Consider the following 26,814-nt stretch of genomic DNA (forward strand, 5'->3'; position numbering starts at 1 on the left):
GTGCTGCTCGTGGACGTGAGGATGTGATCGCCGTGCCCAGTCCGGAGGCGACGACCGACCGGCAACTGCTCGTGACCAGCGCCTACCGGGACGACTCGCACCTCAGCGCCCGGCAGGCCCTCTACCGCGCCCAGGAGCCGCGGCACGACCTGCCGCTCATCGCGGTGGAGCTGCTGTCCGAGGTGACCGGGACCGTGGTCGACGTCGGCTGCGGAAACGGCACCTACGTCCATGCGCTTCGCCACGCCAGACCGGACCTCGACGTGGTCGGCATGGACCTATCCCCCGGCATGGCCCAGCAGGTCACCGGGGCCCGGGCGGTGGCCGACGCCTCCCGGCTGCCGCTGGCAGCGGACTCCGTGGACGCCCTGATGGCCATGCACATGCTCTACCACCTGCCCGACGTGCCCGCCGCGCTCGCGGAGATGCGGCGGGTGCTCAAACCCGGCGGGTGCCTTCTGGTCTCGACCAACTCCACCGCCGACAAGGCGGAGTTGCAGGAGATATGGCAGGCCGCCCAGGCGCGGACGGGGCAGGCCGCGTCGAAGCGGCGCGCCGGGCACAGCGACGGCGACGGGGAGCGGGACGGGGGCGACGGCGGACGGCTGTCGTTCAGCGCCGGCTTTCCGCTGGAGTCGGCTGCCGCCGTGCTCGGCGGCGCCTTCGACGAGGTCGCCGAGCACCGTCTTCCCTCGGTCATCCGCCTCGACAGCGCCGAGCCGGCGTTGCGCTACTTCGCTTCCTACTTCCCTATGCTGCGGGCCGGCCCGCAGCAACTCGCCGACCTCGCCGAGGTGTTGCGCGAGGAGGTCGAGCGGCGGCTGCGGGCCGGCGGCGGTGAGCTGCGGGTGCACTGCCTCACCGGCCTGTTCCTGTGCCGCTGACCGCGACCGCGCCGTCCCCCGGGACGGCCGGGCGGCTGGCCTCGACCACCCGCCACAACGACAGCGGGGTGTCGAACATCCGCCAGTCGAGGTCGTCGTCGGGCACCGACAGGCCGAAGGCGGCTTCGAGTTCGAGCAGCAGCTGAACCGACGCCAGCGAGTCGAGGCCGGCCTTGTTGAGGTCGGCGGCAGGATCGACCGGGCCGGCGGGCAGGCCGGGCACCGCTTCGTGCAGCAGTTGCTCGAAGGGTTCTTCCCACGGGGTGGCGGCGGCCTCTCCGGTTCCGGCGGCCTCTGCGGTTCCGGCGGAACCTCCCGCGCTGCCGGGGCCGGCGGACGTACTGGGACTGCTCATGCATCGGCTCCGTATCGGGGTGGACGACACGACGCACCGACCGGCGGGTGCCGCGCCACGTACCCCGTGGCCCCACCCGACGTCAGCGCCGGTCCTCCCCAGCCGACGCCAGGCTACGCATGAGGCTCGGCGGCACACAAGACCCCGTCGCGCTCCGCGGGCCGGCGCCCGTCCGGCGTCGCGGTGGCACCGGTGGACGCCGGCCCGCGGAAGGCCCTAGAGTGCCGTCTTCGTTCGGGAGGACCACCATGTCCCTGGGGGAAACGTGGACACGACACCGTCCGAGATCGAGGAACCTGACCCGCCGAACGAATGGGTCGTACTCAAGGCGCTGTGCCGCGGAGTGACGACGCCGGCCGAGCGGGACCGGGTCCGCGACGTCTTCGCCGGCGCCCGTCCCGACCTGCCGCGGCTGGTCGAACACGCCATGCGGCACCGCATGTTGCCGATGCTGGCCCTGGTGCTCGCCGACGAGGATCCGCGCACCCCGGTGCCCCCGCAACTGCGCGGAGAACTCCTCGGCGCCCTGCTGGCCAACCGCCGGAAGGTGCACGTCCTGGCGCGCGCGGCGGCGGAGGCGACCACCGCCCTGCAGGCGGCAGGAGTACGGGTGGCGGCCACCAAGGGCGTCGCGCTGGAGACCGCGGTGTACGGCGGGCTCGGCGCCCGCAAGATGATGGACGCCGACCTGATGATCGACCCCGCGGACCGGGCCGCCGCGGCCGCCGTGCTGCGCGAACTCGGGTACCGGGACGGCGCGTACGACTGGCGCGCCCACCGCATCGACGACCTGCCGCCGTCCCGCCGGGCGATGTACCGGCTCACCCGCGACCATCTGCCGCACTTCATGCGGCTGGAGGACACCCGCGGCGGGGTCCTGGTGATCGACGTGGCCACATCGGTGACCTGGGACCTGAGCAGCTGGCAGGTGCCGATGACCACCGTCCTCGCGGAGTTGGACGCCTTCGTGCCCGAGGGGGCCGGCGCCGCGGTGCCGACCCTGCGTCCCGAGTGGCTGTTCCTCTTCACGGTGCTGCACCTGTACCGGGAGGCGTGGTTCGTCAACACGGTGTCGGCCGGCAAGGACATGCTCTACAAGTTCGGCGACCTGCTGGCCCTGTGGCGGGCCGGGGCCGACCGGCTGCGGACGTCGGTGCCGCCGGCCGTCGCGGAGAACGGGCTTGCAGAGCCGGTCGGCTGGGTGCTCACGCACACCGACCGGCTGTTCGGCAGCGCGTTCGTGCCGGAGCTCGGCCTGGCCGGATCGGTCTCCGAGGAACTGCTGGCGTCGGGCGAGGCACCAGGCGGCCGGCGGGTGCGCTGGCACGGCACGATGAGCGAACGCCTGCTGCGGTCCGACCCGGCGGCGACGTTCGGAACGGCGTCAGACCCCGCTGCGACGTTCGGAACGGCGTCGCGGGCCGCCGTCTCGTCGCCGGCAGCCCCGTCAGGAGCGGCCTGAATGGCCGCACCGGTCCGGCTGGCGGACATCGGCGCCGGCCGGTGGCGAGAGTTCGGCCACAAGGCGGTCAACCTGGCGCGGCTGTCGCGGGCCGGCTTCCAGGTGCCCGATGCCGTGGTGGTGCCGGCCGCGCAGTTGTGGGGCGCGGCGCGGAAGTCCGGTGCCGCGCGGCGGATCGCGCGGCTGGAGGCGTCGCCGGTCAACCGTGCCGCGCTCATCGGGTCGGCGCTGTGTGAGACCCGACTCGGTTTCCTGGAGGGCGAGTTCATGGCCCGTCTGCCGGCCGGCGAAACGCTCGTGGTGCGCAGTTCGAGCACGCTTGAGGACCGCTGCGAGGGCTCGGCGGCGGGGCTGCTGACCTCCGTTCTCGGTGTCCGTCCCGCCGGGCTGGCGGACGCCGTCCGCACGGTGTGGGTGTCGGGCTTCTCCCCGCTGCTGCTGGCGCTGCACGACCCCGTTCCGCCCGACCACCTCTCGGTGATCGTGCAGCGCGAGATCCACCCGACGGCGGCCGGGGTCTGCTTCAGCCGCCATCCGCACGACCCCGCCCGGGCGGACGAGATCGTGGTGGAGAGCGTCGCGGGCAGCCCGCGCGGCCTCGTGGACGGCACGGCGGACGGCACCCGCTACGTCCTCGCCCGCACCGGACCGCTGGGCGGTCAACCGGATCGCCCGCTGTCCGCAGGGCAGTTGGACACGCTGCGGCGGGCGGCGAGGTCGGTGGAGGCGCTGTGGGAGTGCCCGGTGGACATCGAATTCGCCTTCGCCGGACGCGAGTTGCACCTGCTTCAGGCGCGTCCGCTCACCGGGCCGAAGGCCGCTGCCCGTGCCGGAGGCGCTGGAGCCGCTGGAGCCGCCGGGACAGACGCGGCCGGGGACAGGTTGCGCACGGTCTCTCCTGATGTCCTGGACGACGCGCTCCCGGTGGCGACCGGCGCCCTCGCGAAGATGCTCGCCCGCCGTGCCGACAAGCACCGGCACGTACGCCGGGCAGCACGCGAGGCGGGCGTGCGGATCGCGGGCGAGTGGCTGGTGGCCGGGGCGCAGCCGACCCCGCACGGCTTGGCGCGGCTGGTGGCGCACCTGGAGCAGTTGGTCAGCACGGACCACGTCACGCTGGGCCTCCCGCGCGGCAAGCAGCGGCTGGTGCACCGCGCGGACCTGTACGCGGCGCTCGCGGCGGAACTGCGGTCAGGGGACAGCGTGTACGTGGCCGATGTCGTGGTCGGTACGACCTCCGGATACGCGGCCCGGCGCGAGGACGGCACGTTGCTGGTGGAGTACGTCGCCGGGGCGGTGGGCGGCCTGAAGTTCGGCGCGGAGCCGTTCTCCGTGCTGGTGCTGGGGAGCGACGGCACGCGTCTGGTGGACCGGGTGCTGCCGACCCGGGGGCGCTGGAGCCTGCACGAGCAGCCGCCCGGCTTCGGGCCCGCGGGCGGGGACGCGACGGTGCCGGACCCGCTCGACGACGCGGCCGTCGCCGAGATCGCCCGCGTCACCGATGCGATGGCGGCGCGGTTCGGCGACGTGCGGATCGAGTGGATACGCACCGCCGACGGCGGGATCGCGCTGTGGGACCTGTCAGTGGAGCGCTCCACCGCCCTCCAGGCACTGCGGTTGGAGACCGTCTCGCCGGGGTCGGCGGCGGGGCGCGTCGTGGTGATCCGCGACCCGGCTCCGCTGGAAGCGCTCCTCGCGGAGCGCAATGTCGTCCCGGATCCGGACTTCTACCGGCGGCACGGCAGCGACCAGGCCGCGGTGCTGCGTGCCGAGCTGCTGGGTGCCGGCGAGCCGCCGATCGTGGTGACGCCGCGCCCGGTGATGTGCCTGGCACTGCTGCTCGGCCATGTGGCGGGCTTCGTCTTCGACGACGCGCCGCTGCTGTGCCATCTGGCCATCATCCTGCGGGAGTCGGGCGTGCCCGCCGTCGTGTCGTCCGGCGTGACGGGCCGCGTCGTCGCCGGTGGCGCGGCGCGCATCGCCGACGGCCAGTTCCAGCTGGCCGAGGCGCCCGCCGCCGGCACCGCGGAGGGCTGACGGCCGCGCGGGCACCCGTCTGGCTCGGGCACCCGTTCCGCGCGGGCACTCGTCTCGCGCGGGCATCCGTCTGGAGCGGGCATCCGTCTGGCGCGGGACTGCGGCCCAGGGGTGGCGCCCGCGCGGGAACCGCGCCAAGACCCGAGCGGGCACCGCGTTCACCACGTGCAGGGTGCGTCCAACTCGCCGCTGGAGTCGGCGAGTACGACGGGCTCGGCCGGCCAGCCCGTCGCATGCCACTGGGCGATGCGCCAGGCCAGCCGCTTGGGCCAGACCGGAGTGTCCGGGAGTGCGGCGACCTCGTGCCAGCCCAGTGTCTGCCCCGGGGCCAGGTCGCCGCGGGCGGGCTGCGCCGGTTCTGGCGCGACGGACAGCAGGAAGTAGTGCTCCTCGCGCCCCCGGTTGTAGACCACCGCGAGCGGCCGCTCGACATGTCCCAACAGCCCTGTCTCCTCCTCCAGTTCACGCACCGCCGCTTGCGACGGAGTCTCGCCGGCCTCGACCCCGCCGCCGGGGATGAAGAACTTGTCGCCGTCCTTCGGGGCGTAGCGGATCAGCAGGATCCGTCCGTCGCGCACCACGACCGCCCCGCCGCGGCGCCGCTCCGGCGGCGGGCTCGTGGGGTCGTCCTTCGGCACCCAGCCGGTGGTGCGCTCGCCCCGCGACCAGGCGGCGAGGACCGCTTCCGCCGTACCGAGCGGGCGCACCCGCGCGTTCACCGCCTGCTGCCTGTCGACGGGCACGGTCGCGGCCTCCGCTTCGCCGGGGAAGGCGTAGTACGGACCCGCGTCGTCCTCGTGCGACTCCAGCAGCAGCCGGTCACCGGAGAATTCCACTTTCACGTGTTCCTGCTTTGATCCACTCATTCAAGTGAAACTAGCAAAGCCACTCGGCCGGCGACTCCGGTATCGGACTTTCGGGTCCCGGCGGGCCGTCCGCGGGCGGATGTCAGGCAATTTAAATGCCAGAAGGTACGACCTGGGGCGGATAATTACCCGGACGTTTTTGGCGCCGGAATCCGGGTGAACAACTCTTGCCCGGCAGCGGAACCCTGGGCTATGGTCCCGTGTTCAGGAGCCACCGTAGAACCATGACAGGCAGTCTGCCCGCATTCAGGTCACTTCTCATCTCGGCCGTCATTACTCCTCCTCCCCGCCACGGCCGACCGGGTCTGACAGATCAGTTGGGTACACGCGCGCCACGAACGAGTACGTGGAGGCACCAGAATGACAGAGACCGTCCTGGAGGCCAGTCGTCCGACGCCCACGAGACGGCGTATCGATCACATGCGGATCGCGGTTTCCTACTACTGCAATCTGCACTGCCAGCACTGCTACGTACCGGAACTGAACCGCTCCAAGTACCGGCAGTTGCTGGAGGGCAGCCAGCTCTCGATGGACGAGATCACCTCGTTCGTGGACGTCTGCACCAGCGAGATGGGGCTGAGCAAGGTCACCATCACCGGTGGCGAGGCGATGCTCAACCTCGTATGGCCGCGGACGAAGGCGCTGCTGAAGCACGCGCTGGACCGGGGCCTGACCGTGCAGCTGAACACCAGCGGCTCCGGGCAGGTGCGGATGGCCCAACTCGCCGCGGCCTGCGGCAGCCGGCTCGACCAACTCGTGCTGCACCTCAGTCTCGACGGGACGGACGAGGAGAAGGTGGACGCCTTCCGGGGCCGCAGGGGCGCCATGCGCGGCGCGCTCCGCTCGCTGAAGGAGAGCCGGGAACTGGGCATCGCGGTCGAGGCCAGGCTGACCATCACCGAGGACAACCGCGACGACACGGTGGCCACCTACGACCTGGTCAGCGAGCACGGCGCGCGGTCCTTCATGGCCAAGCCGATGTTCGCCTCCGGGGTGGCACGCGAGAACGAGGCGCTGCTGCTGCGGCAGATGAACCAGGTCCGCGACGTCCAGTGCGAACTGCTGGACCGCAGCATCGGGAACAGCACTCGCCTCGGCCTGCCAGAACCCGTCTACGTGGCGGAGGAGGAATTCCCGCAAGGCCACAACGCCTATGTCATCAAGTGCGCGTGCGGCGACGCCGCCGGCTACCTGTCGACGAACGGCGACATCTATCCGTGCAGCTATCTCGTCGGCGCCCCTGACGACAAGAAGTACGTCCTCGGCAACATCAGGGACGCGGATTTCGTGGACCTGTGGAGCGACCCGGATTCCTACCGGACCTTCCGGTCCGCGGCGAAGGACAGGAACTGCACCGCGCAGAACATCGTGAGCCAGGGAATGGGTGTCGAGACCTCCGGTGCGGGATGCGCGTGCGGGAAAACCGAAGGCAGCTGTGGCTGCTCACAAAGCTGAGGATCCCGTTGCTATCCTTGATCGAACGGCTGAAATCCGATTCCCTCACCCGGTTCATCGGCGTTCACGACGGCATATCGGCCCGGCTGGCGGAGAAGTCCGGAGCTGAGGCGCTGTGGAGCAGCGGACTGCTCATATCCGCGTCCAAGGGACTTCCCGACAACGAGACCGTCACCTACGAGACCCTGGTCCGCCGGTTGGAGGACATCCGCCGGGGAACCACGCTCCCGCTGCTGGCGGACGGCAACACGGGCTTCGGCGGTGACCAGGTCATCGGCCATGTGGTGCGGATGCTGGAGAGCCGCGGGGTGAACGGCGTGTCGCTGGAGGACAAGGCGTTCCCCCGGCGCAACAGCTTCGACACCACCGTGGACGCCTACCCGCTGGAGGACCCCGAGGTCTACGCGCGCAAGTTCGCCCTGGCCGCCGCCGCGCGGACCAGCGACGACTTCGTGCTGGTCGCCCGGACCGAGGGGCTCATCGCGGGCGAGACGCCCGAGCAGGTGCTCGACCGGGCCCGGCTCTACCGGCAGGCGGGCGCCGACGCCATCATCGTGCACTCGAAGTCCGACACAGAGGACGAGATAGTCGAGTTCGCCCGGGCGTGGCGGCGTGCCGCGCCGGTCATCGTGATCCCGACGACCTATCCGACGCTGTCCTTCTCGGCAGCACGCGAGGCGGGGGTGTCGGGTGTGATCTGCGCCAACCAGGTGATGCGGGCCACGATGCGGGCGACCGACGAATACCTCGCGCAGCTCGTCAAGGCGGACAGCATCGCGGAGTGCGACACGGAACTGGCGCCGCTGTCGGAGCTGCTCGGGCTCTTCGCCGAGCCCGCGCCGGGCCGCCGATGACCCGTACATACGGCGCGAACTGGTGGACGGGCACGGGGTCGGGCTCGGGCGGGGCCGGCGTCCGGGTGCCGGCCGCTCGGGCGGGCGATGCCGCGGTGCGTCTGCTGACACGCCGCGGGGTTCCCGCGTCCGACGCCGCGGTGACCGCGCGGCATCTGCTCGACGGGGACCTGCGCGGACACCCCGCACACGGTCTGTCCCGGCTGCGCCAGATCACCGCGATGCTGGACCGCGGCACGCTCGACCCCCGGCCGGCCCGGGTGCTGCGGCATCCGCGGCCGGCGGTCGCCGTGGTCGACGGCGGCGGTGGTCTCGGGCCGCCCGCCGCGGCAGAGGCCGTCACGGCGGTGCGCGAGCTGTCCGCGGACACCGGGGTCGCGGTCGCCGCCATCCACCGCGCGGGCCACCTGGGCACGCTGGCGGGCTGGGTGGAGGCAGCCGCGTCCGACGACTGCTTCGCCCTGATGGCGAGTTCGTCGGAGCCAGGCGTGGTCGCGCCCGGCGGCGCCACCCCGCTTTTCGGGACCAACCCCCTCGCGTACAGCTGGCCGTCCGCGGACGGGCAGGTCACCGCGGACTTCACCACGGCCGCGCTGACCCGCAGCGAGCTGCTGAGCCGGGCCGAGACCGGGCGGCGACTGCCGCGGAACAGCGCCGTACGGTCCGACGGCACGCCCACCCGCGACCCCGTGGAGGCCCTGGGCGGCGGGCTGCTGCCGATGGCGGCCGGCCACAAGGGCGTGCTGCTCTCGCTGCTGGTCGGCTTCCTCGCCGGGCCGGTGGTCGGTGGACCGCCCGCCCACCGGGTGGCGGGCACGAGGGACGCGGGGCGGCCCGCGGGCAAGTGCGACTTCCTGCTGGTGATCCGGCTCGACGCCGCCGGCACGCCCGAGGAGTTCTGCGGCAGCGGTGACGACTTCCTCGCCTTCGCCGAGAAGGAGGGCGGCTTCGTCCGGCCCGGACGGGGCAGCCGGGAGCGGCGTGCCCGCGGCGAGGCCGAGGGCATCGTGCTCGACGGGCCCACCGCCCGGCTGCTCTGGCCGGATGGCCTGGACGCCCCGGACGGCCTGCACGGCCTGGACGCCCCGGACGGCCTGCACGGCCTGGACGGCCCGGACGGCCTGGACGACCGGGACGGCCCGGAGGACCGGGAAGCCCCGGCCACCCCCCGCGACCTGTACGGACGTGAGGCCTGAGATGCCCACGAGCCTGGTCCTGGCGGGCGTCGGGCTGCACGCGGAGCACGCCTACCTGCCGCTCATCCGCGAACGCGTGGCGGCCGGACGGCTGCGCCTGACCGCCGTGGTGGACGTGGCCGGGCGCGGGGAGCGGGTGCGGCGGGTGCTCGGGGCGCTCGGGCTCACGGTGCCCCAGGTCATCCTGCTGGACGAGGCGCAGGCGGTCGGCGAGGCGGCGGTTCCCGCACTCGACGCGCTCGCGGAAGCCGGCCTGGTCGACGGCGCCGTGGTGGCCACCGATCCGCGCCACCATCTCCACTACCTGGAGTGGGCGGCGGCGCACGGACTGCCGGCGCTGGTGGACAAGCCGTTGACCGCACGCGCCCTGGACTTCACCGACGCCGCCGCGCTGTCGCTGCTCGACGACTTCCACCGGGTCGGCAAGCTCTTCGCCGACGGGCCGGCCGACGCCACCGTGATGGTGCCCCGCCGGTGCCACCCCGGTCTCGTCTACCTGCGCGACACCCTGCACTCCGCGGTGCGCCGGCTCGGCGTCCCGCTCACGCACCTGGACGTCTACCACTCCTCCGGCTACTGGAACATGCCGGACGAGTTCCTCACCAGGGACAACCACCCCTATCGGCACGGATACGGCGCCCTGCTGCACAGCGGCTACCACTTCGTGGACCTCGCCGCCCAGTTGCTCGACCTCAACCGGACGGCGGCTCCGGAGGCGCAGACCGACCGGATCGAGGTCGGGGCCCGGTACGCCACCCCGGCCGATGTGCTGGCCCAGGTGCCGCGCTCCTTCTACGAGCGCGCGGGTATCGGGGACGGCCTCGACGCGGCGTTCTCGGCGGACGGCCTGCGTGCGGCCGAACGGTGCGGCGAGACCGACCTCCAGTTGACCGTCACAGGACTGCGCGCCGGGCGCACCCTCACGCTCGGCGGACTCCGGCTGCTGGAGACGGGCACCTCCCACCGGTCGTGGCGGAAGCTGCCCGCGGACACCTACAAGGGCAACGGGAAGTTCGCCCAGGACCGGATCAGCGCGCACGTCGGCCACCTGCTGGGCCTGCACGCCTGGGACGAATCCGACGGTACGGGGCGGAGGTTCGTGGTGGAGGTGACCCGCAACAGCGCGCTGATCGGCGGGGAGGCCGTGACCAGGCGGACGTTCGAGCCCGCGGCGGCGCGGCCCGGCGGCCCGGTCGAGTCGCTGTCGGTGCAGGGCAAGCGCACGCTGTTCCAGCGCTGGCTGGACGGCCGGACGCAGGGGCTGGGCCTGGCCACGCACGAGACGTCCATCCAGCTGCTGGTGGCCGCTTACCAGGCGATGTTCCGCCACCGGCGGGGGGAGGCCGCCCTGGCCTCCTTCGTACCGGCCCCCGGGCCGGGAACGGAGGCACGGTGACCACCGCCGCGACGATGTTCGTGGGAACCGGCGCCTACGCCTCGAAGACCCTGGTCTCCGTCGCGCTGCTGCGTCTGCTCACCCGGCGGGGCGTCAAGGCCGCCCCGTTCAAGGCGATGGTGGTGCTGCGGTCGCGTGACGAGGAGCGGGCGGCGCTGCACGGCTCGGGCCTGCCGCACCACCTGGCGGCCGCCGGACTGGCGGCGGCGGACGACCACTGCCCCACCACCGTCCGGCAGACCGCGCCCTGCGAAGGACTGCTCAGCCGGCGCGGCGCGGAACCCGTACCGGTGTCCCTGCCGTGCCGGGACACCGTGGACCTGGCGTCCGTCCTGGCGCCGGTGCGTGCCGAGGTGGTGGCCGCGGCACACGACGCCCTGCGGAGGCTGGCGGCCACCTGCGACCACCTGGTGATCGAAGGCGCCGGCAGCCCGGTGGTGCTGGAGCCGGAACAGGACCTGCCCAACATCGCCACGGCGCGCTGGGCCCGCCCCGCCATCGTGCTGACCGGGCAGTTCTCGCACGGCAACGCGGCCGCCGCGCTGATCGGCACGTACACCTGCCTGCCGGCGGACGTCCGTTCGCTGGTCAGGGGCTTCGTCGTGGCCAACACCCCCGAGTCGAGCGCCGTTCCGCGCGCGCTCACCCAGGTGGAGGACGCCTGCGGGATACCCGGCCTCGGCGTCCTGCCGTCCGACTACTCCCTCGGGTACGACGAGCTCTACACCGAATCGGCGATCGAGCGCTGGGCGGACTCGATGGCCCGGCACGTCGACGTCGACGCGCTGCTGGCAGCGGGCGGTCGCACGTGATCCACTGCACCGACACCGGCACCGTCGACCCGGCCGTGGTGGGCCGCAAGGCCGCGGAACTCCTCGCGCTGTACCGGCTCTCCGCCGGCTGCTCCTTCACCGTGCCGGACTTCTGCGTCCTGCCCGCCGGGCACCTGGCGGAGTTCCAGCGGCGCGGCGGCTGGGAGAGCAGCCTGGCCTACGCACACCGGCCGGCGCAGCACGACCTGCCCGAGGGCACCGGCGAGGCGCTCGCCGGGTTCACCCGCTTCGCCGGCGCGGCGATCGAGGAGTGCGCCCGCGCGTTCGACACGCCGCTGATCCTCAGAAGCAGCCTGGTCATGCCCGACACCGAGCCGTCCACGGGGTGCGGCTGCAACAGCACGCGGCTGGTGGGGACCCGGAGTCTGACGGCGTCGCGGCTCATCCCCGACCTGCTCGGCTCCTTCTACAAGGCGTTCACCACCTGGAGCCTCGATCCCGGGCGGCGGTGGACCCGCCGGACGGGCGGCCTGGTGTTCATGGAGGCGCACCCCTTCCGCTGCCTGGGGTCGCTGTGGGTGGAGCACGACCGGCTGTCGGTCGAGGTGGACGGCAAGTACCCGATGGCGCGGCAGAGATACGTCTGCGATCCGGAGGGACGGCCGACACACCCGGTGGAACACGAGATCCTGCGCCCCGAGGACCTCAAGAACCTGGCCGCCGCCTGCGCCGACCTCGCCGCCCGCGGCGCGCTGCGCGGTCCGGCGGGCGAGGACGGTCCCGCGGAGGTCGAGTTCGGCATCGGCCGGGACGACGACCGGCTCTTCGTCGTCCAGGTCCGGCCGCTCGCCGGCGGCGCGGGCGCCGCACGGCGGCGTGCCGGGGCCTTCCACACGGTGGGCACGGTCGAGGGCGACCTGCGCGACCTGCGGGCGGCGGGACGGGCCGCAGCCGCCGGACGGGCCGCGGGACGGGCCGAGACCGCCGGACGGGCCGCGGCGGAAGGGCCGCTGGCGACCCCGGCAGGAGCCGCGGAGCCGCCGGAAGCGTCCGCCGCGTCCGGCGCGTCCGGCGAGATCCTGCTGCTCCGGCGCGAGTCGGACGGCCGGGCGGACCTGTTCGCCCACGCGTGGGAGTGGGCGAGCGGTTCCGCCGCGCTCCCGGCCGGCGTGCTGGTCGAGGACACCGGGGTGATCGCGTACGGGGCCGGCTTCCGCAACCACCTGGTGCGCCGGCTGATGGAGTGCCGGCCGGAGGTCTTCATCGGCCAGGTGCCCGTCGGCGCCGTGCAGGGCCGGCCGCGCGGGATCGCCGCCCGGTCGGACGGCTCGCGGCTCGACCTGACCGCCGTCCGACGCACAGAGAGGAGACTTCCGTGACGACGTACGCCGAGGAGTTCGCCCGGGACGGCTACACCGTGGTCCCCGGGCTCTTTCCCGCCGAGCGGATCGCCGCGATGCTGCGGGCGCTTGAGCGGACCATCCGCACCGTCAACGCCGATCCCGCCCGCTACGTGACCCGCTTCACGATCAGGAACGAGGAGACCTTCGACACCTGGGGGGTCAACGACATCCTGTGCCCCGAGCTGTACGAGCCCCCGTACGGGGAGGTGTTCGAGAACGACGCGCTCATGGCGATCGTCCGGGAGATCGTGGGGGAGCAGGTCCGCTTCTGGGCCGCCCACGCGCTGTGGTCGCCCGAGCGGGTGAACTACGACCTGAACTGGCACCGCGACTTCGGGGACGACGACCGTTACGACGCCGAGGGCGGCAGCACCCACATCTACCTCAACGTGTGCCTGGTCGAGGAGTCCTGCTTCCGCGTGGTGCCCGGCTCCAACCGCCGGCCGCTGACCGCCCTGGAGAAGGCCGAGCAGGACGCCATGGGCTTCGCCCCGCTGCCCGGCGAGGTGTCCGTCGAGTGCCGCGCGGGCGACGTGCTGCTGATGAACGGCCACTCCTTCCACCGGGGTGCCTGCGCGGCCGGCCGGACCCGGCGCTGCCTGCACATCGCGGTGCAGCCGCAGGACGAGCCGACCGGCGGGCACGGATCGTGGAAGTACATGAGGCAGGACGGCTTCCTCGACACGATGCCGCCCGTCGTACGCGAGTTGATGGAGAACCTCATCACATGGGAAGACGCGAACCCGCTCGACCTCGTGCAGCGGGTGCGCAGGCTGCGGATCAGCAAGGAGCACAAGGAGCACCAGGCCCGCCGGACGCGGTGATGCGCGCCGTGTCCGGGCCGCCCGCGGCGGGCGGCCCGGGGCGGGGCGGCGCGCGGTGGGGAGGTCCGCGGTGGGGCGGCGCGATCCGCCGGACCGCTGCCGAACGGCTGCGACTGCTCCGGCTGTTCGCGGGCGCGGGTCCCTGGCACGCCGCGGGACTGACCGCGGTGCTGCTGGTGACCGCGCTCACCTCGTCCGCTCAGGCCCTCGCCACCGGCCGCCTGGTGGGTCAGGCGGTGCGGCCCGGCGGCTCGGGCTCCGTCGTCGGGCCGCTGGCGCTGCTGATGGGCGTGCTGCTGGCGCGGCAGTTGGGCGAGGCGCTGTCCGACCTGTTCGGCGCGTCGGTGGCGACGCGCATCGACGGGGCGGTGCGCCGCGAGGTGCGGGGCATCGCACTGCGGCCGGACGGGATCGCGCACCTGGACGACCCGGCGTTCCGCGACGACGTCGCGCGCGCCTGCGACCTCGGCACGTCGTGGCGGCTGCGATCGCCCGGTACGGCGGCGACCGGCCACGTCCTGCTGACGTTCCGCTTCGTGGGCGCGCTCAGCGCGGCACTGGTGCTGGCGCGGGAGTTCCCCGTCCTGGCCGCGGCCCTGCTGGCGGCGTCCCTGCTGATGCGGGCGATCCTGCGGCGGCAGTGGGTGCATCTGGCGGACGTCGAGGACGGGTTGGCCCGGCCGCACCGCCGGTCCGCGTACTGGGCCGAGCTGGTGGCGACCCCGGCCGCCGCGAAGGAGGTCCGGATGTTCGGCCTGGCGGACTGGGCGATGCGGCGACGACTCGACGCGGTACTGCCGCCGGCCCGCACGCTGTGGGCGGCCCGCCGCGCGGTGCTCAGGAAGCAGGGGCCGACGCTGGTCCTGGCCGGCGGTTCCGCCTTCGCCGCGATGACCGTGCCCGGCCTCGCGGCGGCGCACGGGCACCTGGGTTCCGGCGCGCTCACCACGTGCCTGGTCGCTGCCTGGGGGATCTTCCAGATCGGCCTCATGGGGCACGAGGCGTTCGACATCGAGTACGGCATGTCGGCCGTCCACGCGCTCGACCGACTGCGCGCCGCACACGGCGCCCCGACCACGACTGCCGTGACCGCGACTGCCGCGACCACGTCCGCCCCGTCCGTTGCCGTCCCGGCTCCCGGGAGCCCGGCCGTCGCCGCGCCCGCCTCCGCCGCGCCGCTGGTGCGCTTCGAGGACGTCGCCTTCCGCTACCCGGGCACCGCCGTACCCGTGCTGTGCCACCTCGACCTGGAGCTGTGGCCGGGCGAGGTGCTGGCCCTCGTCGGGGTGAACGGAGCGGGCAAGACGACCCTCGGCAAGCTGCTCGGCGGCCTGTACCGCCCGGACACCGGACGCGTCAGCGTGGACGGCGGCGACCTGGCGGCGCTCGACATGGCCGCCTGGCGGCGCAGGCTGGCGGTGGTACCGCAGGACTTCGTGCACTACCCCGCGACGCTGCGCGACAACGTGGCGCTGTCCGCCCCCGAGCACTCGGCGGACGACGGGCCGGTGCTGGCGGCGCTGCGGGCGGCGGGGGCGGCCGGGCTGGCAGCCGGGCTGCCCGAGGGGCTCGACACCTGGCTGCGCAGCGGCGGCGCGAACGGCGCTGAGCTGTCCGGCGGTCAGTGGCAGAAGGTGGCCCTGGCCCGCGCGGTGTTCGCGGCCGCGCACGGCCGCCGGGTGCTGGTCTTCGACGAACCCACGGCGCACCTGGACATCGCGGCGGAGGCCGAGTTCCACCGCCAGGTGATCGGTGCGGTCAGCGACACGTCGGTGCTGCTGATCTCCCACCGGCTCTCCACCGTCCGGCACGCCGACCGCATCGTGCTGCTGGACGGGGGCCGCATCTCGGAGGCGGGCACCCACGACCAACTGCTGCGGGACGAGGGCGAGTACGCCCGGCTGTTCGCACTCCAAGCGGCCCGGTTCGCCCGGAGCGCCGGACCCCGGGCCGTGCGGGAGGGGCGATGAGACGACACGAGCGGACCGGCCGGCGCGGCGCGATGCGGAGCCGGCTCGGCGTGGTGCGGCGCCTGCTGGTGCTGGCGGTCCGGGCGGACCGCGGCAAGACAGCCCTCGTGCTGGTGCTGACCGCGGGCCAGGCGGGCGCCGCGGCCGCCATCGCGCAGAGCCAGCGATGGCTGGTGAACGGCGCCCTGCACTCCGGCCTCGCCGGACTGTACGCCGCGGTGGTGCTGGGGGCGGCGGCCCACACGCTCACCGCGGGGGCGGGCCGGATCCGCAACAACCTCAGCCGCGATCTGAGCGAGCGGATCGAACTGACGCTCAGCCAGGAGATACTGTCCCTCACCGCGCGCATTCCGACCGTGGAGCACTTCGAGCGCACCGCCTACCTCGACCGGCTGCACCTGCTGCGCAAGGGCTTTCCCGAACTCGCCGCGTTCTGCTGGGTGCTGATGGAGGCACTCGCCTCCGTGGTGAGTCTCGTGCTCAGCGTGTGGCTGCTGTGGAGCGTGCATCCGGTCCTGTCGCTGCTCGCGGCGTCCGCGCTGCCGTGGATGTGGCTGAGCCGGCGGGCACAGCGCCGCCTCCACGAGGCGCGGCAGGCGTCCGCGCGCACCGCCCGGCTCGAACTGCGCCTGCACGAGCTGTGCCTGACCCCCGGGGCCGCCAACGAGATCCGGGTGGCCGGCAGCGGACCCGAACTCGGCCGCAGGGCCGACGCCCTGTGGCAGGACATGACACGCCGGGAGACGGCCGCGCGCTGGTACGGGACCTTGGTGCAGAGTTCCGGCTGGCTGCTGTTCTGCTGCGCCCTCACCGCCGCGATGGCGATGGTCGCGCACCTGGTGGCGCAGGGGCGCGCGGGCGCGGGGGACGTCGTGCTGGTCGCCTCGCTGGCGCTCCAGCTGCGCCAGCAGGTCTCCTTCATGGTCTCCGACCTGAACCGGGTCGGGGAGGCCACCCACATCGTCGACCACGACGAGTGGCTGCGCGCGTACGCCGCGCGGACCACCCCCGCCGGCGGCGGCCCGGCTCCCGAGCGCCTGGCGGCGGGCATCACCCTGTCGGGGCTGTCCTTCCGCTACCCGGGGACCGGCGCGGAGGTGCTGCGCGACATCGACCTGCGGCTGCCGGCCGGTGCGACGGTGGGCCTGGTGGGCGTCAACGGCGCCGGCAAGACCACCCTGGTCAAACTGCTGACCGGAATGTACCGGCCGGACGCCGGCCGCGTCATGGTCGACGGTGTACCGCTGGCGGACCTGGACCCGGCGGCCTGGGCGGCGCGGTGCGCCGGCGCGTTCCAGGACTTCGCCACCTTCGAACTGCCGCTGCGCGAGGCCGTCGGCGTGGGCGACCTGCCGCACATCGAGGACGAGGCCGCGGTGCGGGACGCCGTTCACCGGGCCGGCGCCGACGACGTGGTGGACCACTTGCGCGGCGGGCTGGACTGCCAGCTGGGCGCCACCTTCGACGGCGTCGACCTCTCGCACGGCCAGTGGCAGCGGGTCGCGCTGGCCCGGGGCATGATGCGCCGCGGGCCCCTGCTGCTGGTGCTCGACGAGCCGACCGCCGCCCTGGACCCGCAGGCCGAGCACGACCTGTTCGAGCGCTTCGCGGCCCGGGCACGGGAGTTGGGCCGCGCGACAGGCTGTGTCACCGTGCTGGTCTCGCACCGCTTCTCCACGGTACGGATGACCGACCACATCGTGGTCCTGTCCGACGGCGGCATCGCCGAGCAGGGCAGCCACGACGAACTCCTCGCCGCCGACGGCGCCTACGCCCGGCTCTACGCCCTCCAGGCGGACGGCTACCGCTAGACCCTGCCCGGGCCGGGCCCTAGTGATCTGGTCCGGAGATGTGTTGACAGTAGCGGCCGATGCGGTCGATGACTGTGCCCGGCGGCACAGAGTTGAACGGCGCAGCCGGTCCGGTATCGCGCTGCGTCAGACCTTGATTACGCGGACGCCAGGGCCGCATGCTCTGCGGTTCCGACCCTCTGAGACCCGGTTTGAGGACGAAGTGCTCCCGGCCCAGGGGTGATGAGGCCAGGCGATAGAGGAACCGTTCGAGGACGTACTCGACCATCACCTCGTCCGTTGACCGGCTGGTGCGGCGGGCCAGGTTGCGCAAGTCGTTGTAGACGCGGCCGGAGGTGGTGTCGCGGGTGGGGTTGGCCATCAGGCGAGCACCGCCTCTACGGCGGGGCGGACGATAGAGAGGGCGTCCAACTCGCTTGCGATGTGCTGGAGTTCGCCAATCCCGGCGCGTCCGCTTCTGCGCAGGTAGCGGCCGAGCGCGGACAGGGCGAGGGTCTCGCCGAGGCGGCTGCGGTGGCGCATCGCGTCGACGACGCTGCGGGCTGCGTTGTACATGGGGATGGGTTCTCCCGGGGCTGCTTCGAACCGTTCGATACCGAGGTCGAAGGTCTTTGCGGCATACTGCGCCACCACGGTCGGCGGGTAGGAAATCGTCGGGCGGCGTGTACCGCGCGGCACGGCGATGTGTACTGCTGCGGGGATGTCGTCGATCAGTTCATGCAGGGCCAGGGCGGATTCACCGCACACGACGGCGCGATGGGCCCGTGCGCACACGGCCAGCAGATCCGCGTGCGCCGTTTCCGGGGCGTCTGCCCGCCGGTACACTCCACGGGACAGTTCGTCTACCTCCCCCTCCGTGACCAAGTGCGCCAGATCGCGAGGGGAGAGCAGGGCCTGTCGCGCCTGCGCCGTCGTGAACGTGGAGGAGAGGTCGGCCAGCCGCTGCTCCAAGCGCGGGTTATCGGCAGCGTCCATGTATCGACATTCCCCCGCACAAGCACGGAAGGCTCCGACAGAGCTGAAAGATGGGAAAGCCCAGGTCAGGGCCTACCCGGTCAGCACTCGATGACGTTGACCGCGAGGCCGCCCCTCGCGGTTTCCTTGTACTTGACCTTCATATCCGCGCCGGTGTCCTTCATCGTCTTGATGACCTTGTCCAGCGACACATGGTGGCGGCCGTCGCCCCGCATCGCCATCCGGGCGGCGGTGATCGCCTTCACCGCGGCCATGCCGTTGCGCTCGATGCAGGGGATCTGGACGAGGCCGCCGACCGGGTCGCAGGTCAGGCCGAGATTGTGCTCCATGCCGATCTCGGCGGCGTTCTCCACCTGCTCCGGGCTGCCGCCGAGGATCTCCGCGAGACCGCCCGCGGCCATCGAGCACGCCGACCCGACCTCGCCCTGGCAGCCGACCTCGGCGCCGGAGATCGAGGCGTTCTCCTTGAACAGCATGCCGATCGCGCCGGCCGCGAGCAGGAAGCGGACCACGGCCTCGTCCTGCTCGGCCTGCGAGGCATGCGGGGCGAGGAAGGTCAGGTAGTAGTGCAGGACGGCCGGGATGATCCCGGCCGCGCCGTTGGTCGGCGCGGTGACGACCCGGCCGCCGGCCGCGTTCTCCTCGTTGACGGCCATCGCGTAGAGCGTCACCCACTCCATCGCCTGCGCCGCCGGATCGCCCTCGCCCCGCAGCTGGCGGGCCGACTGCGCGGCGCGCCGGCGCACCTTCAGGCCGCCCGGCAGGATGCCCTCGCGGGTCATGCCCAGCCGGATGCAGGACCGCATCGCCTGCCAGATCTCCAGCAGGCCCGCTCGGATCTCGGCCTCGGTGCGCCACGCGCGCTCGTTGTCCAGCATCAGCGCGGAGATCGACAGGCCAGTCTCATGGGACAGCCGCAGCAGTTCGTCGCCGGTGCGGAAGGGGTGGCGCAGCACCGTGTCGTCCAGCTTGATCCGGTCCTGGCCGACCGCGTCCTCGTCCACGACGAAGCCGCCGCCGACCGAGTAGTACGTCTTCTCCAGCAGCAGGGTGCCGTCCCGGTCGCGGGCCGCCAGCGTCATGCCGTTGGGGTGGTACGGCAGCGAGCGGCGCCGGTGCAGGACGAGGTCGGCGTCCGGGTCGAACGCGATCTCGTGCGCGCCGAGGACGCTGAGGCGCCCGGTGGACCTGATCGCGGCGACCTCGTCGTCGGCGCGGTCGATGTCCACGGTGCGGGGGGAGTGGCCGGCCAGCCCGAGGAGCACGGCCTTGGGTGTGCCGTGACCGTGGCCGGTCGCGCCCAGTGAGCCGAAGAGTTCGGCGCGGAGGGTGGCGGTGTGGGTGAGCAGGCCCTCGTTCTTCAGCCGGTGCGCGAAGATCGCCGCGGCGCGCATGGGGCCGACGGTGTGCGAGCTCGAGGGGCCTATGCCGATGGAGAAGAGATCGAATACGGACGTTGCCACGGGTTTTCGTGCTCCTAGGTTGCGGGGACGCCGTTGTCCCCCCGGTGGGGTGCGCCCCGTCAGGGGCTCGGGGAACTGCGCGATGGGGGCACCCCCGGCCGGAGGTTGGGGGACACGACGACGGCTGAGGGTCGTCACCGGGCCGGTGGGGCTGTTGCCGTCGTTGCCGGACATCCCCCAACCTTCGGCCGGGGGTGCCCCCAGCCGGTGGGGGCTGGTCTCGCAGTTCCCCGAGCCCCTTAAAAAACCCCCGTTGGCCGGGGCCCGGGCTACAGCGCTGGGTACAGCGGGTGCTTGGCCGCCAGGGCCGTCACCCTCGGGCGGAGGGCAGCGGGGTCGTACGTCGGCTGCAAGGCGGACGCGATGATCTCCGCGACCTCGCGGAAATCGTCCGCGGTGAAGCCGCGGGTGGCGAGCGCCGGGGTGCCGATGCGGAGGCCGGACGTCACCATCGGGGGGCGGGGGTCGTTGGGGATCGCGTTGCGGTTGACGGTGACGCCGATGTCGTGGAGGCGGTCCTCGGCCTGCCGGCCGTCGAGCTCGGAGTCGCGCAGGTCCACCAGCACCAGGTGCACGTCCGTGCCGCCGGACAGCACCGAGACGCCGACCTCGGTGAGGTCGGGCCGGGTCAGCCGGTCCGCCAGGATCCGCGCGCCTTCCAGCGTACGGACCTGCCGGTCCTTGAACTCCTCGGTCGCCGCCGCCTTGAACGCGACCGCCTTCGCCGCGATCACATGCTCCAGCGGGCCGCCCTGCTGCCCGGGGAACACCGCCGAGTTGATCTTCTTGGCCAGCTCCGCCTTCGAGAGGATCACCCCGCCGCGCGGCCCGCCGAGCGTCTTGTGCGTCGTGGTGGTGACCACGTCCGCGTACGGCACCGGCGACGGGTGCAGCCCGGTCGCGACCAGGCCCGCGAAGTGCGCCATGTCCACCATCAGGTACGCGCCGGCCTCGTCGGCGATCCGCCGGAACTCCGCGAAGTCCAGCTGCCGCGAGTACGCCGACCAGCCCGCGACGATCAGCTGCGGCCGGTGCTCTGCGGCCAGCCGCTCCACCTCGGCCATGTCCACCAGGCCGGACTTCTCGTCCACGTGGTACGCGGCGACGTTGTACAGCTTGCCGGAGAAGTTGATCTTCATACCGTGGGTCAGATGCCCGCCGTGCGCCAGGTCCAGGCCCAGGATCGTGTCGCCCGGCTTGAGCAGCGCGAACATCGCCGCCGCGTTCGCCTGCGCGCCGGAGTGCGGCTGGACGTTGGCGGCCTCGGCGCCGAACAGCGCCTTGACCCGGTCGATGGCGAGCTGCTCGACCACGTCCACGAACTCGCAGCCGCCGTAGTAGCGGCGGCCCGGGTAGCCCTCGGCGTACTTGTTGGTGAGCACCGAGCCCTGGGCCTCCAGGACCGCCACCGGGGCGAAGTTCTCCGAGGCGATCATCTCGAGGGTGGACTGCTGGCGGTGCAGTTCGGCGTCCACCGCGGCGGCGACGTCCGGATCGAACTCGTGCAGGGACTGGTTCAGCAACGACATGGGGTCTTCCTGGTGAGGGAGGGCGCGCGGCCGGGCAGAGGGCAGAGGGCAGTGGAGAGGGGAGAGAGGAGAGGGGACGTCAGCCGGCGATGAAGGCGTCGTACTCGTCGGCGGACAGCAGCTCGGCCGCGTCGTCGGACACCTTCACCTTGAACAGCCAGCCGCCCGCGAACGGCGCGGTGTTGACCAGCGACGGGTCGTCCACCACGTCCTGGTTGGCCTCGGTCACCTCGCCCGACACCGGCGAGTACAGGTCGCTGACCGACTTCGTCGACTCCAGCTCGCCGCAGGTCTCGCCGGCGGCCACCGTCGCGCCCACCTCGGGAAGCTGGACGAAGACCACGTCACCGAGCGCGTCGGCGGCGTGCGAGGTGATCCCCACGGTGGCGACCCCGGCCTCTGCGGCCGACAGCCACTCGTGCTCCTTGCTGTAGCGCAGGTCCTGCGGATTGATGCTCATGACGGAATCCTCCCGGATGTGTGGGTGCGCTCGCACGCGGGACCGCGGACGAGCTGAAGCCTAGAGAAGCAAAAGCCCAGCGTGCGCGGCCACCCGGGCCGCCCCGCCGGGGAGCGCTCAGCGCTGTCGCCGGTAGAACGGCAGCGCCACCACCCGGTGCGGCTCCCGCGCGCCCCTGATGTCCACCGCGACCCCGGCCGCGTCCGGCTCCGCGTACTCCGCGTCCACGTACGCCATCGCGATCGGCGCGCCCAGCGTGGGGGAGGGCGCGCCCGAGGTCACCTCGCCGATCACCGCGCCGCCCTCGCCCGTCACCGGGTAGCCCGCCCGCGGCACCCGGCGGCCCTCGGCGACCAGGCCGACCAGCTTGCGCGGCGGCTGCGCCGCGGCCTTCTCGGCCGCCGCGGCCAGCGCGTCCCGGCCCACGAAGTCACCGGGCTTGTCGAACTTCACCACTCGGCCCAGGCCCGCGTCGAACGGCGTGACGGCGGCCGTCAGCTCGTGCCCGTACAGCGGCATGCCCGCCTCAAGGCGCAGGGTGTCACGGCAGGACAGCCCGCACGGCACCAGGCCGGCCTCCCGGCCCGCCTCGGTGAGCGCCTGCCACAGCCGCTCGGCGTCGGCCGGCGCGACGAACAGCTCGAAGCCGTCCTCGCCGGTGTATCCGGTACGGGCCAGCAGCGCGTCCACGCCCGCGACGGTGGCCGGCAGCCCGGCGTAGTACTTCAGGCCGTCGAGGTCGGCGTCGGTGAGGGACGTGACGATGCCGGGGGAGGCCGGGCCCTGCACGGCGAGCAGGGCGTACGCGTCCCGGTCGTCACGCACGGCCGCGCCGGTGAAGCCGGCCGCCCGCGCGGTGATCTCGTCCAGCACCCTCTGCGCGTTGGAGGCGTTGGCGACGACCATGAACTCCTGCTCGGCCAGCCGGTAGACGATCAGGTCGTCCAGGATGCCGCCGTCGGCCGCGCAGATCATCGTGTAACGGGCCCGGCCGACGGCCAGCGCCGACAGATGGCCGACGAGCGCGTAGTCCAGCGCCTGCCCGGCCTGCGGCCCCGTCACGGCGATCTCACCCATGTGCGAGAGGTCGAAGAGGCCGGCCCGGGTGCGTACCGCCTGGTGCTCCTCGCGCTCGCTCGCGTAGCGCAGCGGCATGTCCCAGCCGGCGAAGTCGGTCATGGTGGCGCCCAGGCCCCGGTGCAGCGCGTCGAGTGCGGTACGGCGGGAAACAGGCGCGGCGGACTGCTCGGCGTGCGGTAGCGGCGGACGGTCACTCATCGGAAAATCTCCCAGGGATGGACGGCAGCGGGACATCGGGCCGGGTCGGGGTGACCCCGGCCTCCCCATCTGTCATCGGAACCTGAGAGGTTCACCGTGACCCCCGAGGGTCGCCGGTTTGCACCTTGGGTGGGGCGGGCCCTGGCCGGGTCCGCCCGCTTTTCAGATCTGCCTCGCCCGCGCGGTATCTGTGCCTGAGAGATTCAAGGGAGGACTTGCTCCTTCGGCGCCCGGCCCCGTCAGGGCCGGAACTCTCCCGCGCGGCCTCCAACGGCCGTTATGCAAGTTGTCCGGCCATCATCGCACGCGCGTGGCCGATACGTGCCCGGCCCGGCCCGCAGCCGCTAGGGTTTCCCGGCAGGACAGCCGCACAGGGGCACAAGGACGGACAAGGGTGGAAATGGAGAATCCGGCACCGTTCATATGGCCGGCCAACGAGCTGGAGGAGGTGCTGACGGCGAGCCTCGGCAACCCCTCGGCCGGGCCCCGGCTGCTGGAAGTGCTCGGCCGCTCCCGGGTGTGGGTGCCGCTGCCGAACGGCGGCGCGCCGGACGCCCGCAACCTCGATCTGCCCACCGTCGAGCTCGACGGCGCCCGCTACGTGCCGGTGTTCAGCTCCGAGCAGCAGTTCCGGCAGGCGGCCGACGGCATGCCCTGCACGATCGCGCCGGTGCACGAGTTCGCCCGCGGCCTGCCGCCCACCGTCGGGATGGCGGTCAACCCCGGCGGCGCCGTCGGAGTGCCGCTGCCGCCCGCCGCCGTCGCCGAGCTGTGCCGCCCCGACCGCGGCGCGCACCGCGAGCGCGGGCTGCCGCCGCCGCCCGGCGGCCGGGTGCGGCTGTGGGAGCCCGCGCCCGACGAGGAACCGGTGGACTTCCTGGCCGGCGCCGCCGCCGAGTTCGCCGTCACCCCGGTCGTCCTCAGCGCCCGCCGGGCGCTCGCCGTCGTGGAGGACGACCCGCCCGCGCTGTTCGTCGGGGTGGAGCTGGACCGCTGGCAGGAAGAGGACAGGGCCGCCGCGATGGACGCGATCGGCCGGGCGCTGGGCACCGTGCCGCTGACCTGGGCGGTGCACCTGATCCTGCTCGACGTGGCGCAGGATCCGGTCGGCGACTGGATGCTGGACGTGGTCCAGCCGTTCTACGCGCGCGGCTGACCGCCGCCGGACTGGCCGGAACCGCGACGCCGAGAGGACCGGTCGGCGTTCCGCCCGGGCGGCTCGACCTGGTTTGATGGCGAGCGGCGCACGGCGTGCGCCGGAGACCGAACGAGGGGAAGGGACGGTCCCAGTGATCGCGGGCGCGCAAGGCGGTGCGGCCCCGGCCGGCCAGGTGGAGCAGATGCTGCTCCAGGTGGCACCCGGCCGGTTCGACGCATACGAGAACCTGCTCGCCTCCCTCGCCGAGGGCCAGGTGTGGATGCTGCTCTGGCAGGGCGCCGCCGGTTCGGCCGACGCCCAGTACGGCAGCATGGAGATCGGCGGCCAAGGCTACGCGCCCTGCTTCACCTCGCCGCGCGAGATGGCCGCGAGCGGCTGGAGCAGGGAGCACGAGGTGGTCTCCGGGCGGGACATCGCGCTGACGCTGTTCCCCGACCGCTGCGGCCTGTGGCTCAACCCGCACGCGCCCGGCGGCGGGGTCGGCGTCCCGTGGGCCGACCTGCGCAGGATCGCCGGCGGCCTCGACCTGCTGCCCGCCGGCCCGTTGCAGATCGGCGAACCGTCACTCCAGATCCCGCAGTTCTACGCGCTCCTCGCGCAGGCCGCGCACCGCACCACGGCGGTACGGGCGCTGCGGCGCGCCTGGGTGCAGCCGGCGCTCGGCGAGCCGTATCTCGCGATCGGCGTGGAGGTCTACGAGGCCACGGCGCAGGCCGTAGAAGCGGTGCGGCTGATGATGCAGCAGGCCGTCGGCGGGGTGCCGGAGGGGCTGGCCGTCTCGACGGTGGCGATGGCGGACGGGTACGACCCGGTGGCGCTGTGGCTGCGGGCGAACGGGCAGCCGTTCTTCGACCGTGACGCGTACGGGGGCGGCGCGGCGTGGGGACAGGCGTCGCGCTCGTACTGACGGGGGTACGAGCCCGCTGACGGGCGTACGGGCCCGGCCCCGTACCGGCCGCCGCGCGTGCCGGTCTACTTCTTGTGCTGCTTCCCCGGCCCGTCCAGCGCCGCGTCCAGCAGGCCGAGCGGCGGGGCGCCCAGTTCGAGGAGCGCGGTGTGGAAGCGGCGGGTGGAGAAGTCCGCGCCCCAGCGGCGGCGCGCCTTCTCCCGCAGCCGCATGATCTCCAGCTTGCCCCAGGTGTAACGGCCGTAGCCGGCGTCGAACGTGCCGCGGCGGGCCTCGGAGGCGGCGGCGGTCCTGCTCAGGTGGGCGTCGCGGACGAACAGCGAGGTGGCCTCCTCCAGGTCCATCGCCCCGGTGTGCAGGCCGATCGCGCAGGTCAGCCGGGTGACCCGGACCAGCGCCTCCAGGGCGACGCCGATCGCGAACCGCGGGTCGGCGGCGCGGAAGCCCTCTTCGAGGCAGACCTCCTCCACGTGGTGCGCCCAGCCCTCGCAGAAGGCCAGGCTGTGCAGCATCCGGCGGACCGGGCCCTTGACCCGTTGCAGCGCCCTGCCGTGCGCGAAGTGGCCGGGCGCCACCTCGTGCACGGTGATCGCGGGCAGGCTGGTGCGGCTGAAGACCGTCAGCCACTCCTCGCGCTCCTCGGCCGGCCACTCCGGCTCCGGCGGGGTGACGTGGTACCAGGACGGCGCGCTGTCCTCGCCGGGCGCCGCCCACGTCATCATGGCCATCGCCCAGCGGCGGGACGGCGGGGCCGGGCCGACCAGGCACTCGCCGTCCAGGTACGGGGCGAGGCCGTGCTCGTCGGCGAAGGCGATGACCTCGGCGGTCAGCCGCTCCGCCGCCGGGATCACCTCGTCGGCGGACGGGTGGTCGGCGAGGAGTTCCGGGATCAGCTCGTCCACCGTGCGGCTGGGGTCGAGGGCGTGGCAGGAGTCGGTGAGGAGTGCGGTGAGGCGGGCGCGTTCGGCCTCCGCGGTGGCGGCCAGGGCGGTGAGGTCGACCTTCAGGCCCTCGGCGCTGCCCATCAGGGCGGCCAGCGCGGGGCCGCCGAGCCGCGGGTCGGGGTCGCCGGTGCGGGCGGCGCTCTCCAGGTGCTGGATGAGGCGGGCGTGCGCGGCCAGCGCGGCGGCCTCCACCGGGCCGCGGTCCGCGTCGAGGTCGAAGGCGAGGCCGTGGGCGGCGCCGAGCAGGGCGCTCGCGACGGGGGCGGCGACCTGGTCGAGGGAGGCGAGCGCGCCGGCGACCGCGTCGGGCCACTGGGCGAGATGCTCCCGGCGGGCCGCGGCGCGCTCCCGGCGGGAGGCGTACTCGCGGTCGTAGCAGGCGAGTTCGAGGTTGGACAGGTGCTGGTAGGGGTCGCGGCGGTGCAGTTCGAGGTCGCCGAACTGGACGCGGAGCGACTTCTCGAAGACGCGCAGGTGGGCCTCGTCGTGCTTGTGGGTCAGCCGGCCGGTGTCCCGCCGGGCGCGGTCGAGCGCGCCGAGCGCGGCGCGCACGCCGTCCGGCGAGAGGTCCTGCACCCGCCCGTCGTACTCGTGCCGCCCGGCCATCTCCCGCACCACAGGCATCATCAGGTCGCACACCGCGCGCAGCCGCTCATTCACCCCCCGACCGTACCCGCCCGCCTCCGGCGCGGTAGCGCCCTTTCCCCGTGCGCCCCGGGTGACGCGACTGTCCACCGCCCCGGCGGCCTGGTTCCCGCCGCCCCCGGACCCCCGGCCGGTGGGGGCTGGTGGCGCAGTTCCCCGCGCCCCTGG

23 protein-coding genes and 2 riboswitches are annotated in these 26,814 nt (G+C 73.3%); of the genes, 14 read left to right on the top strand and 9 right to left on the bottom strand.

Annotated elements, in window-relative coordinates; translation table 11 throughout:
* The first annotated feature begins 32 nt into the window (after positions 1-32).
* Entirely contained in the window at positions 33-884 is an 852-nt protein-coding gene (locus ACQPW6_RS30170; RefSeq protein WP_433892861.1) for a class I SAM-dependent methyltransferase, read from the top strand.
* Here the strand turns inward: ACQPW6_RS30170 and ACQPW6_RS30175 are convergent.
* Entirely contained in the window at positions 859-1,239 is a 381-nt protein-coding gene (locus ACQPW6_RS30175; RefSeq protein ID WP_433892862.1) for an acyl carrier protein, read from the bottom strand. The genes ACQPW6_RS30170 and ACQPW6_RS30175 overlap by 26 nt on opposite strands.
* Positions 1,240-1,504: 265 nt before the next feature.
* On the opposite strand from ACQPW6_RS30175, the gene ACQPW6_RS30180 reads away from it, so the two are divergent.
* Both ACQPW6_RS30180 and ACQPW6_RS30185 read left to right on the top strand, forming a co-directional pair.
* On the top strand, positions 1,505-2,701 hold the full coding sequence (locus tag ACQPW6_RS30180) for a nucleotidyltransferase family protein (protein WP_433892863.1): 1,197 nt from the start codon (positions 1,505-1,507) through the stop codon (positions 2,699-2,701).
* On the top strand, positions 2,702-4,738 hold the full coding sequence (locus ACQPW6_RS30185) for a PEP/pyruvate-binding domain-containing protein (RefSeq protein WP_433892864.1): 2,037 nt from the start codon (positions 2,702-2,704) through the stop codon (positions 4,736-4,738).
* A 158-nt stretch (positions 4,739-4,896) separates the two neighbouring features.
* Here the strand turns inward: ACQPW6_RS30185 and ACQPW6_RS30190 are convergent, their stop codons facing one another.
* Positions 4,897-5,580: an NUDIX hydrolase gene (locus ACQPW6_RS30190; RefSeq protein WP_433892865.1), complete on the bottom strand. Its 684-nt coding sequence runs from the start codon at positions 5,578-5,580 to the stop codon at positions 4,897-4,899.
* 384 nt (positions 5,581-5,964) lie between these two features.
* On the opposite strand from ACQPW6_RS30190, the gene ACQPW6_RS30195 reads away from it, so the two are divergent.
* From ACQPW6_RS30195 to ACQPW6_RS30235, 9 genes are read left to right on the top strand one after another with little or no spacing between them, the layout of a single operon-like run.
* Positions 5,965-7,059, top strand: coding sequence for a radical SAM/SPASM domain-containing protein (locus ACQPW6_RS30195; protein ID WP_433892866.1), 1,095 nt, complete (start codon positions 5,965-5,967; stop codon positions 7,057-7,059).
* A gap of 17 nt (positions 7,060-7,076) precedes the next feature.
* On the top strand, positions 7,077-7,913 hold the full coding sequence (locus ACQPW6_RS30200) for an isocitrate lyase/phosphoenolpyruvate mutase family protein (protein WP_433892867.1): 837 nt from the start codon (positions 7,077-7,079) through the stop codon (positions 7,911-7,913).
* Positions 7,910-9,109, top strand: a complete 1,200-nt coding sequence (locus ACQPW6_RS30205; RefSeq protein ID WP_433892868.1) for an Ldh family oxidoreductase — start codon at positions 7,910-7,912, stop codon at positions 9,107-9,109. The genes ACQPW6_RS30200 and ACQPW6_RS30205 overlap by 4 nt, the downstream gene beginning before the upstream one ends.
* A 1-nt stretch (position 9,110) precedes the next feature.
* Positions 9,111-10,505 (top strand): hypothetical protein, encoded by a 1,395-nt coding sequence (locus ACQPW6_RS30210; RefSeq protein WP_433892869.1) that lies wholly within the window; start codon positions 9,111-9,113, stop codon positions 10,503-10,505.
* Complete coding sequence (locus ACQPW6_RS30215) at positions 10,502-11,317, top strand: hypothetical protein (protein ID WP_433892870.1); 816 nt, start codon at positions 10,502-10,504, stop codon at positions 11,315-11,317. Before ACQPW6_RS30210 ends, ACQPW6_RS30215 begins: the two co-directional genes overlap by 4 nt.
* On the top strand, positions 11,314-12,657 hold the full coding sequence (locus tag ACQPW6_RS30220) for a hypothetical protein (RefSeq protein ID WP_433892871.1): 1,344 nt from the start codon (positions 11,314-11,316) through the stop codon (positions 12,655-12,657). The genes ACQPW6_RS30215 and ACQPW6_RS30220 overlap by 4 nt, the downstream gene beginning before the upstream one ends.
* Positions 12,654-13,505: a phytanoyl-CoA dioxygenase family protein gene (locus ACQPW6_RS30225; protein ID WP_433892872.1), complete on the top strand. Its 852-nt coding sequence runs from the start codon at positions 12,654-12,656 to the stop codon at positions 13,503-13,505. The genes ACQPW6_RS30220 and ACQPW6_RS30225 overlap by 4 nt, the downstream gene beginning before the upstream one ends.
* Positions 13,505-15,475 carry an ATP-binding cassette domain-containing protein gene (locus ACQPW6_RS30230; RefSeq protein ID WP_433892873.1) on the top strand — a complete coding sequence of 657 codons (1,971 nt, stop codon included), beginning with the start codon at positions 13,505-13,507 and terminating at the stop codon, positions 15,473-15,475. The genes ACQPW6_RS30225 and ACQPW6_RS30230 overlap by 1 nt, the downstream gene beginning before the upstream one ends.
* On the top strand, positions 15,472-17,286 hold the full coding sequence (locus tag ACQPW6_RS30235; protein WP_433892874.1) for an ABC transporter ATP-binding protein: 1,815 nt from the start codon (positions 15,472-15,474) through the stop codon (positions 17,284-17,286). The genes ACQPW6_RS30230 and ACQPW6_RS30235 overlap by 4 nt, the downstream gene beginning before the upstream one ends.
* A gap of 19 nt (positions 17,287-17,305) precedes the next feature.
* Here the strand turns inward: ACQPW6_RS30235 and ACQPW6_RS30240 are convergent, their stop codons facing one another.
* The 6 genes from ACQPW6_RS30240 to gcvT all read right to left on the bottom strand — a co-directional run bounded on the left by ACQPW6_RS30240 (position 17,306) and on the right by gcvT (position 22,991).
* On the bottom strand, positions 17,306-17,647 hold the full coding sequence (locus ACQPW6_RS30240) for a hypothetical protein (protein ID WP_433892875.1): 342 nt from the start codon (positions 17,645-17,647) through the stop codon (positions 17,306-17,308).
* Positions 17,647-18,261 carry a type IV toxin-antitoxin system AbiEi family antitoxin domain-containing protein gene (locus tag ACQPW6_RS30245; RefSeq protein ID WP_433892876.1) on the bottom strand — a complete coding sequence of 205 codons (615 nt, stop codon included), beginning with the start codon at positions 18,259-18,261 and terminating at the stop codon, positions 17,647-17,649. The genes ACQPW6_RS30240 and ACQPW6_RS30245 overlap by 1 nt, the downstream gene beginning before the upstream one ends.
* A gap of 80 nt (positions 18,262-18,341) precedes the next feature.
* Positions 18,342-19,724 carry an L-serine ammonia-lyase gene (locus tag ACQPW6_RS30250; RefSeq protein WP_433892877.1) on the bottom strand — a complete coding sequence of 461 codons (1,383 nt, stop codon included), beginning with the start codon at positions 19,722-19,724 and terminating at the stop codon, positions 18,342-18,344.
* A 269-nt stretch (positions 19,725-19,993) separates the two neighbouring features.
* Positions 19,994-21,253 (bottom strand): serine hydroxymethyltransferase, encoded by a 1,260-nt coding sequence (glyA, locus tag ACQPW6_RS30255; protein WP_433892878.1) that lies wholly within the window; start codon positions 21,251-21,253, stop codon positions 19,994-19,996.
* 79 nt (positions 21,254-21,332) lie between these two features.
* A complete protein-coding gene (gcvH, locus tag ACQPW6_RS30260) occupies positions 21,333-21,713 on the bottom strand; it encodes a glycine cleavage system protein GcvH (protein ID WP_433892879.1) in 381 nt (126 codons plus the stop codon).
* A gap of 117 nt (positions 21,714-21,830) precedes the next feature.
* Positions 21,831-22,991: a glycine cleavage system aminomethyltransferase GcvT gene (gcvT, locus tag ACQPW6_RS30265; protein WP_433892880.1), complete on the bottom strand. Its 1,161-nt coding sequence runs from the start codon at positions 22,989-22,991 to the stop codon at positions 21,831-21,833.
* 59 nt (positions 22,992-23,050) lie between these two features.
* Positions 23,051-23,163: riboswitch (glycine riboswitch) on the bottom strand.
* A riboswitch (glycine riboswitch) is annotated at positions 23,164-23,260 on the bottom strand.
* A 131-nt stretch (positions 23,261-23,391) separates the two neighbouring features.
* On the opposite strand from gcvT, the gene ACQPW6_RS30270 reads away from it, so the two are divergent.
* Both ACQPW6_RS30270 and ACQPW6_RS30275 read left to right on the top strand, forming a co-directional pair.
* A complete protein-coding gene (locus ACQPW6_RS30270) occupies positions 23,392-24,147 on the top strand; it encodes an enhanced serine sensitivity protein SseB (RefSeq protein ID WP_433892881.1) in 756 nt (251 codons plus the stop codon).
* A gap of 133 nt (positions 24,148-24,280) precedes the next feature.
* Complete coding sequence (locus ACQPW6_RS30275; RefSeq protein ID WP_433892882.1) at positions 24,281-25,057, top strand: enhanced serine sensitivity protein SseB C-terminal domain-containing protein; 777 nt, start codon at positions 24,281-24,283, stop codon at positions 25,055-25,057.
* Between the two features lie 65 nt (positions 25,058-25,122).
* Here the strand turns inward: ACQPW6_RS30275 and ACQPW6_RS30280 are convergent, their stop codons facing one another.
* Positions 25,123-26,661: a DUF885 family protein gene (locus tag ACQPW6_RS30280; protein WP_433892883.1), complete on the bottom strand. Its 1,539-nt coding sequence runs from the start codon at positions 26,659-26,661 to the stop codon at positions 25,123-25,125.
* Between the last annotated feature and the right edge of the window lie 153 nt (positions 26,662-26,814).

The sequence above is a fragment of the Streptomyces sp. CA-111067 genome (assembly GCF_050956065.1).
Lineage (GTDB): Bacteria > Actinomycetota > Actinomycetes > Streptomycetales > Streptomycetaceae > Actinacidiphila.